General features: G+C 64.6%; 7 protein-coding genes. 5 read left to right on the forward strand and 2 right to left on the reverse strand.

All coding sequences use genetic code 11. From position 1 onward, the window contains the following. Positions 1-221 precede the first annotated feature (221 nt). The 5 genes from lon to cmoB all read left to right on the forward strand — a co-directional run bounded on the left by lon (position 222) and on the right by cmoB (position 5699). Complete coding sequence (gene lon, locus GWQ44_RS30565; RefSeq protein ID WP_275929083.1) at positions 222-2642, forward strand: endopeptidase La; 2421 nt, start codon at positions 222-224, stop codon at positions 2640-2642. Positions 2643-2801: 159 nt separating this feature from the next. Continuing rightward, complete coding sequence (locus tag GWQ44_RS30570; RefSeq protein ID WP_016965542.1) at positions 2802-3194, forward strand: protease inhibitor I42 family protein; 393 nt, start codon at positions 2802-2804, stop codon at positions 3192-3194. Between the two features lies 1 nt (position 3195). After that, the gene (locus GWQ44_RS30575; RefSeq protein ID WP_275929084.1) at positions 3196-3831 is read left to right on the forward strand and encodes a lysoplasmalogenase; all 636 of its coding nucleotides are present in this window, start codon (positions 3196-3198) and stop codon (positions 3829-3831) included. A 171-nt stretch (positions 3832-4002) separates the two neighbouring features. Further along, entirely contained in the window at positions 4003-4746 is a 744-nt protein-coding gene (gene cmoA / locus GWQ44_RS30580; RefSeq protein ID WP_042942092.1) for a carboxy-S-adenosyl-L-methionine synthase CmoA, read from the forward strand. Next, a complete protein-coding gene (gene cmoB / locus GWQ44_RS30585; protein WP_016967808.1) occupies positions 4743-5699 on the forward strand; it encodes a tRNA 5-methoxyuridine(34)/uridine 5-oxyacetic acid(34) synthase CmoB in 957 nt (318 codons plus the stop codon). The genes cmoA and cmoB overlap by 4 nt, the downstream gene beginning before the upstream one ends. 162 nt (positions 5700-5861) lie before the next feature. Here cmoB and tadA read toward each other — a convergent pair whose 3' ends face one another. Next, a complete protein-coding gene (gene tadA / locus GWQ44_RS30590) occupies positions 5862-6350 on the reverse strand; it encodes a tRNA adenosine(34) deaminase TadA (protein WP_275929085.1) in 489 nt (162 codons plus the stop codon). Further along, positions 6350-7726, reverse strand: a complete 1377-nt coding sequence (locus GWQ44_RS30595; RefSeq protein ID WP_275929086.1) for a multicopper oxidase family protein — start codon at positions 7724-7726, stop codon at positions 6350-6352. Before GWQ44_RS30595 ends, tadA begins: the two co-directional genes overlap by 1 nt. Between the last annotated feature and the right edge of the window lie 307 nt (positions 7727-8033).

Consider the following 8033-nt stretch of genomic DNA (forward strand, 5'->3'; position numbering starts at 1 on the left):
GCGGAAGATCACGCAATAAAATCGGTGGTTACACAGTCATTTTATTGACAATCAATCTCCGTCAGAGTGGGCAAGAGTGCCATCGGTTCCCCCTCGACACGGCTGAACGCGGCCCCCGGGGCGGTTTCCCCCGGGCTGAAAAAAGCTGAAACCTGTTGCCCATTGAAACCCGTCATGACCTGCCCCATCTAAGCTGCATAGCCCATCGCGCAGGAGCCTCCATGAGCGACCAGCAAGAATTCCCCGAAGATCCCCGCGACTACGTCGATCCGCAGCAGACCGAACAATCGAGTGCCCATGGCACCGGCCTGGCCCTGCCCGGACAGAACCTGCCGGACAAGGTCTACATCATCCCGATCCACAATCGGCCGTTCTTTCCGGCCCAAGTGCTGCCGGTCATCGTCAACGACGAACCCTGGGCCGAAACCCTGGAACTGGTGAGCCAGTCCGAGCACCACTCCCTTGCCCTGTTCTACATGGACACCCCCCCGGAAGATCCGCGGCACTTCAATACCTCGTCGCTGCCGGAGTACGGCACCCTGGTCAAGGTCCACCACGCCAGCCGCGAAAACGGCAAGCTGCAATTTGTCGCCCAGGGCCTGAGCCGAGTGCGCATCCGTACCTGGCTCAAGCACCATCGCCCGCCGTACCTGGTGGAAGTCGAATACCCGCACCAGCCCAGCGAGCCCACCGACGAGGTCAAGGCCTACGGCATGGCGCTGATCAACGCGATCAAGGAGCTGCTGCCGCTCAATCCGCTGTACAGCGAAGAGCTGAAGAACTACCTCAACCGCTTCAGCCCCAACGATCCGTCGCCATTGACCGACTTCGCCGCCGCCCTGACCTCCGCCACCGGCAACGAGTTGCAGGAAGTGCTGGACTGCGTGCCGATGCTCAAGCGCATGGAAAAAGTCCTGCCGATGCTGCGCAAGGAAGTCGAAGTGGCGCGCCTGCAGAAAGAGATTTCCGCCGAGGTCAACCGCAAGATCGGCGAGCACCAGCGCGAATTCTTCCTCAAGGAACAGCTCAAGGTGATCCAGCAGGAACTGGGGCTGACCAAGGATGACCGCAGCGCCGACCTGGAGCAGTTCGAGCAGCGGCTCAGCGGCAAGGTGCTGCCGCCCCAGGCGCAGAAACGCATCACCGAGGAAATGAACAAGCTGTCGATCCTCGAAACCGGCTCGCCGGAATACGCCGTGACCCGCAACTACCTGGAATGGGCCACCGCCGTGCCCTGGGGCATCTACGGGGAGGACAAGCTCGACCTCAAGCACGCGCGCAAAGTGCTCGACCAGCACCACGCCGGGCTCGATGACATCAAGAACCGCATCCTCGAATTCCTCGCGGTGGGCGCCTACAAAGGCGAGATCAGCGGCTCCATCGTGCTGCTGGTGGGCCCGCCGGGCGTGGGCAAGACCAGCGTCGGCAAATCCATTGCCGAATCCCTGGGGCGGCCGTTCTACCGCTTCAGCGTCGGCGGCATGCGCGACGAAGCCGAGATCAAGGGCCACCGCCGCACCTACATCGGCGCCCAGCCGGGCAAGCTGGTGCAGGCCCTCAAGGAAGTGGAGGTGATGAACCCGGTGATCATGCTCGACGAGATCGACAAGATGGGCCAGAGCTACCAGGGCGACCCGGCCTCGGCGCTGCTGGAGACCCTCGATCCGGAGCAGAACGTCGACTTCCTGGACCATTACCTGGACCTGCGCATGGACCTGTCCAAGGTGCTGTTCGTGTGTACCGCCAACACCCTGGATTCGATCCCCGGCCCGTTGCTGGACCGCATGGAAGTGATTCGCCTGTCGGGCTACATCACCGAAGAAAAACTCGCCATCGCCAAGCGCCACCTGTGGCCCAAGCAGCTGGAAAAGGCCGGCGTGGCCAAGACCAGCCTGAGCATCAGCGACAGCGCCCTGCGCACGGTGATCGATGGCTACGCCCGGGAAGCCGGGGTGCGCCAGCTGGAGAAACAACTGGGCAAGCTGGTCCGCAAGGCAGTGGTCAAGCTGCTGGACCAGCCGGACGCCAGGATCAAGATCGGCCCCAAGGACCTGGAAGCCTCCCTGGGCATGCCGGTGTTCCGCAACGAGCAGGTCCTGAGCGGCACCGGGGTCATCACCGGCCTGGCCTGGACCAGCATGGGCGGCGCCACCTTGCCGATCGAGGCCACGCGGATCCACACCCACAACCGCGGCTTCAAGCTCACCGGGCAACTGGGTGACGTGATGAAGGAGTCGGCGGAGATCGCCTACAGCTACGTCAGCTCGCACCTCAAGCAGTTCGGCGGCGACAGCAAGTTCTTCGACGAAGCCTTCGTCCACCTGCACGTACCGGAAGGTGCCACGCCCAAGGATGGCCCGAGTGCCGGGGTGACCATGGCCAGCGCCCTGCTGTCCCTGGCACGCAACCAGCCGCCGAAAAAAGGCGTGGCCATGACCGGCGAGCTGACCCTCACCGGCCACGTGCTGCCGATTGGCGGGGTGCGCGAGAAAGTCATTGCCGCGCGGCGGCAGAAGATCTTTGAGCTGATCCTGCCCGAGCCCAACCGTGGGCATTTCGAGGAACTGCCGGAGTACCTCAAGGAAGGCCTCACCGTGCACTTCGCCAAGCGCTTTGCCGACGTGGCCAAGGTACTGTTCTAAATCCCTTCGCCGGCCAGCCGGCTCCTACAGGTTGTCCCGTGTAGGAGCCGGTTGGCCGGCGAACAGGCCATAACCGCCAACCTCCATCCCTGCCCCACACCGCCCATCATCTTCAGTTATGCTCGCCGTTCGTCACGAATGATCGGAGCTTCCTGACCCATGCCTGCACACCGCCTTCTTGCCTTGTTCAGTCTTGCCCTGCTGAGCGCTTGCGCCAGCCAACCCAAGCAAAACGTCAGCGTGGACAACCAGAACCAATGCCCTCTGCACCTGCACAACGGGCAAACCCTGACCCTGACCCTGCCGAGCAACCCCACCACCGGCTATCGCTGGGCCATCCAGGATTCGGCCGGCGGCATCCTGCGCAAGGTCAGCCCCGAGGTCTACAGCAACCCCGAGGACACCGGCCTGGTGGGCAGCGGCGGGCAGTCGACCTGGCGCTTCCAGGCCTTCGCCACTGGCCAGGGCCGGCTGTTGCTGACCTACCAGCAACCCTGGGCACCGGAAGAAGCCCCGGTAAAGGCCTTCGACTGCTCGATCACGGTCAACTGACATGGGCTGGCTGATTCTTGCGCTGATGGGCGCTGCCACCTTCATCTACGGGGTCAGCGTGCATGCCACGCTGCTCTGCCTGCTGGTCAAGCCGCTGCCGGTGCTGGCCCTGCTGGGCTGGCTGCACGATGCGCCGCCCGGGGACTACCGCCGCTGGATCATCCTCGGCCTGCTGTTCTCGGTGCTGGGGGACGTGCTGCTGGCCTGGCCTTCGGACCTGTTCGTGTTCGGCCTCGGGGCCTTCCTGGTGGCCCACCTGGCCTACCTCAAGGCTTACCTCAGCGATTGCCGACGCCCGGCGCTGTTGCCGCTGGCGGTGGCCCTGGCCATTGGCGGGGTGTTGCTGGCGATCCTGATCGCCCACGGCCTGGGCCCGCTGCTGATCCCGGTGATCGTCTACGCCCTGACCATCAGCGCCATGCTCTGGCGGGCCCTGGCGCGCCTCGGCTCGGCGGTGCCCACACGCTCGGCGGCACTGGCGGCGGTGGGCGCCTTGAGCTTCGCCTTCTCCGACAGCCTGATCGGCATCAGCCGCTTCGTGCTGGCCTTCGATGCCGCGCCCTACCTGATCATCATTTTCTACTGGCTGGGCCAGTGGGGCATCGCCGCTTCGGCATTCAGCCAGAAGCCGCGCTGACCTGCCTTCGCCCGCAGGCCGGTCCCTACAATCTGTAGGAGCCGGCTTGCCGGCGAACAGCATCACACCTTGTGTCGCCCTTGCACCCCTGAAGGCCCTGCGGGCCTTATCGCAGCCTGCGGCAGCGGCTACAATGCCGCCCTCTTTTTTATCGCCATCGCCGGAACCGCCGTGAGCAAAGAACCCGACCGCCTATTCGCCCAGCCCCTGGCCCAGGTGCCCGACTTCGCCTTCAACGAGGATGTGGTGCGGGTGTTCCCGGACATGATCAAGCGCTCGGTGCCGGGTTACCCGACCATTGTCGAAAACCTCGGCGTGCTGGCGGCGCAGTTCGCCCAGCCCCACAGCGTGCTCTATGACCTGGGCGCCTCCCTGGGCGCAGTGACCCAGGCCCTGCGCCGCCATGTGCGCACCGACGGTTGCCGAGTGATCGCCGTGGACAACTCGGCGGCCATGGTCGAGCGCTGCCGGGAATACCTCAACGGCCAGGATTCGATGTTCCAGGAGCTGCTGCCGGTGCAGGTGGTCGAAGGCGACATCCTGGCCCTGGAGTTCCAGCCGGCCTCGGTGGTAGCCTTGAACTTCACCCTGCAATTCATCGCCCCGGAGCAGCGCCTGGCCCTGCTCGGGCGCATCCGCCAGTCGTTGCTGCCCGGCGGCGCGCTGATCCTCTCGGAGAAGCTGCGCTTCAACGATGCCGAGGAGCACGCCCTGCTCACCGACCTGCACATCGCCTTCAAGCGCGCCAACGGCTACAGCGAACTGGAAATTGCCCAGAAGCGCAGCGCCATCGAAAACGTCATGAAGCCCGACAGCCTCGAAGAACACCGCGAACGCCTGCTGGCGGCTGGGTTCTCGAAAGTCGTGCCGTGGTTCCAGTGTCTTAATTTTGCCTCGTTGATTGCCCTGCCATGATTGATCTGTCCCCCCTCGCCCGCCGTCTGGCGGGCACGCCCCTGGCCGCCTGGGCTGCCGGTCTGCAAGCCCAGCTCGATGCCAAGATGGAAAAGGGTCATGGCGACCTGGAACGCTGGCAAAGCGCCCTCGACGCCTTGCCGAACATCCAGCCCAGCGAAGTCGACCTGGTCAACGGCCTGCGCCTGGACACCGACTGCGACGACGCCACCCGAGCACAGATGCGTACTGCACTGATGGGCCTGTCGCCGTGGCGCAAAGGGCCGTTCGATCTGTTCGGCGTGCACGTGGACACCGAATGGCGCTCGGACTGGAAATGGTCGCGGGTGGCCCCGCACCTGAACCTTGAAGGCAAACGCATCCTCGATGTCGGCTGCGGCAATGGCTACTACATGTGGCGCATGCTCGGTGCCGGCGCCCACAGCGTGATTGGCGTCGACCCTAACTGGCTGTTCTTCTGCCAGTTCCAGGCAGTGCAGCGCTACCTGTCGGAGCCCTCGGTGTGGCACCTGCCGTTCCCCTTCGAAGACCTGCCGGCCAACCTGGAAGGTTTCGACACGGTGTTTTCCATGGGTGTGTTCTACCACCGCCGTTCGCCCATCGAGCATTTGCTGGCGCTCAAGGACTGCCTGGTCAAGGGCGGCGAGCTGGTGCTGGAAACCCTGGTAGTGGAAGGCGACCAGCATCAGGTGCTGGTGCCGGAAGACCGCTACGCGCAGATGCGCAACGTGTGGTTCCTGCCCTCGGTGCCGGCCCTGGAACTGTGGCTGCGACGCGCCGGATTCAGCGACGTGCGCTGCGTGGATGTCAGCGTGACCAGCGTCGAGGAGCAACGCGGCACCGAGTGGATGAAGTACCAGTCCCTGAGCGACTTCCTGGACCCCAACGATCACAGCAAGACCATCGAAGGCCTGCCGGCGCCGATGCGCGCGGTGATTGTCGCCAGAAAATAACGCCGCCTTCCCCCTGTAGGAGCTGGCCGGGCGGCGTTCCGCTTGCCAGCGAAGGCGCCCGCCAGAGCGGCGCAAGCCTCAAGGGCCTGTTCGCCGGCAAGCCGGCTCCTACGCTTTTTGTAGGAGCGAGCTTGCTCGCGAAAACCGCAGACGCGTTTGCGCTCAGCGCGCTCGACGCGCCTTGAAGAACTCGCTCAACACCGTGCCGCACTCTTCGGCCAGCACCCCGCCTTCGTACAGCACCCGATGATTGAGAAACCCCTGGGTAAAGAACTGGCCCTGGCTCTGCACAATGCCCGCCTTGGGCTCCAGGGCGCCGTACACCACCCGGGCAATGCGCGAATGGACAATCAGCCCGGCGCACATGCTGCAAGGTTCCAGGGTCACGTACAGGGTGCTGCCGGGCAGGCGATAGTTGCTCAGCTCCTGGGCCGCCGCGCGGATCGCCACCATCTCGGCGTGGGCGCTGGGGTCGCTGCCGCTGATCGGGCAGTTGTAGCCGCGGCCGATGATCTGGCCATCCAGCACCAGCACCGCGCCCACCGGCACTTCCCCCAGAGCCGCGCCCTGGGCGGCCAGGGCCAGGGCTTCGCGCATGAAGTCCTGATCGCGGCTGCGGTCGATGATCGGCGCCGGGCGTATCTGACGCATCACGCCACCTCGATGGCGGCCATCAGACCGGTTTCCATGTGGTCGATCACGTGGCAGTGGAACATCCAGACCCCGGGGTTATCCGCCACCAGCGCCACGCGGGCACGCTCGTTCTTGCCCAGCAGGTAGGTGTCGGTGAAATAGGGGGTGATCTTCTTGCGGTTCGAGGCGATGACTTTGAAGCTCATGCCGTGCAAGTGGATCGGGTGCTGGTACTGAGTCATGTTCTTCAATTCGAAAATGTAGCTCTTGCCCTTTTTCAGGGTGGCGATCGGCCGATCGGCGCAAGTCTTGTCGGTGATGTCCCAGGCCTGGCCGTTGATCTGCCACAGGCTCGGCGGCTGGCCATTGTCCACGTTCACCGAGACCGAGCCAACCCACTCGAAATTGAAGTTGAGCTTCTCGGCGTTGTCGAGATCCGGCTCGGCCACCGGGTTGGCTGGCAACGCTGGCGGCCACTGGGTCGGCGCGTCGTTGTTGGCCACCGAACGCAAAGTGCCCAGGCGCACCGGCCCGTTGCGCAGGGCCAGTTCCTGCCCCGCCGCCGGGGCCTTGATCGCCAGGCAGATGCGCATGCCCGGGCCCAGCCAGTATTCCTTGCCCAAGGGCCGCGGCTCGATGGGGTTGCCATCCAGCGCATAGATCTGCGCTTCGACATCGGGAATGTTGATGCGGTAGGTCAGGGTGTTGTCCAGGTTGAGCAGGCGCACCCGGGTGATCTGCCCCGCCGGCAGGTCGATCACCGCCTGGGACACGCCGTTGATGGTGGACAGGCGCCCGGCGGTGCCGCCCCGCGCCGCTTCCCGCGGGACGCTGAAGGACGTGAAGGCGCCCTCTTCATCCACGTGCCAGCTTTTCAGGCTCAGGGTGCGTTCGTACCGGAAGCCCGTGGGTTCGCGCTCTTCGACGATCAGCGGGCCCACCAGGCCGCGGCCCAGTTCCTCGCTGCTGTTGACGTGGGGGTGATACCAGTAGCTGCCGGCATCCGGCACGCGGAACTTGTAGTCGAAGTATTCCCCCGGCAGCACCGGCAGTTGCGAGACGTAAGGCACGCCGTCCATTTCCAGGGGCAGGCGGATGCCGTGCCAGTGGATGGTGGTGGCCACGGGCAGGTGGTTGATAAAGCGCACCCGCAGCCACTCGCCCTGGCGTACCCGCAGTTCGGTGCCCGGTGCCGATGGGCCGAACGCCCAGGCTTGGGTCTTGTGCCCCGGCACCAGTTCCACATCCAGCGGCGCGGCGATCAGCTCATAGTCGTGGCCCGCTTCGGCGTCGGCCCTCTTTCCCAGCCAGTAACGCGAGGCGCCGCCCGCTCCCACGCCCACCACTACCAGACCGGCCAGACCACCGAGTATTTGTCGACGGGTAAAGGACATGGACTCAACTACCTCACGTATCCGCGGCGGGCCCAGGCCCGCAAAAGGCGAATACGATACACCCGCAGTTGAGAAACAGTAAGGCCGGCGCGGCGACAGGACGCAGGCGGGACGGGGAAACGATGGGTGTTTTCGAGAGTCTGCTAGCTGGCAAGCCCGTTGCTCTTGTAGGAGCCGGCTTGTTCTGGTCAAGTGTTTCCGGACACCGTTTACGGTGATCAAGCCGCCAACTGCTCCCTAGCTATTGGCGACAGGTAGTTGTTGTAGCTGTGGAGCCTGATTCGGTTGTAGCGCATGAGGAAGCTGG

The sequence above is a fragment of the Pseudomonas sp. 3MA1 genome, assembly GCF_029237275.1.
GTDB lineage: Bacteria > Pseudomonadota > Gammaproteobacteria > Pseudomonadales > Pseudomonadaceae > Aquipseudomonas > Aquipseudomonas fluorescens_AP.

Coding starts and splice junctions, on each gene's coding strand:
- cmoB (WP_016967808.1), top strand. CDS start 4,743: ATGATTGATCTGTCCCCCCTCGCCCGCCGTCTGGCGGGCACGCCCCTG.
- tadA (WP_275929085.1), bottom strand. CDS start 6,350: ATGCGTCAGATACGCCCGGCGCCGATCATCGACCGCAGCCGCGATCAG.
- GWQ44_RS30575 (WP_275929084.1), top strand. CDS start 3,196: ATGGGCTGGCTGATTCTTGCGCTGATGGGCGCTGCCACCTTCATCTAC.
- GWQ44_RS30595 (WP_275929086.1), bottom strand. CDS start 7,726: ATGTCCTTTACCCGTCGACAAATACTCGGTGGTCTGGCCGGTCTGGTA.
- GWQ44_RS30570 (WP_016965542.1), top strand. CDS start 2,802: ATGCCTGCACACCGCCTTCTTGCCTTGTTCAGTCTTGCCCTGCTGAGC.
- lon (WP_275929083.1), top strand. CDS start 222: ATGAGCGACCAGCAAGAATTCCCCGAAGATCCCCGCGACTACGTCGAT.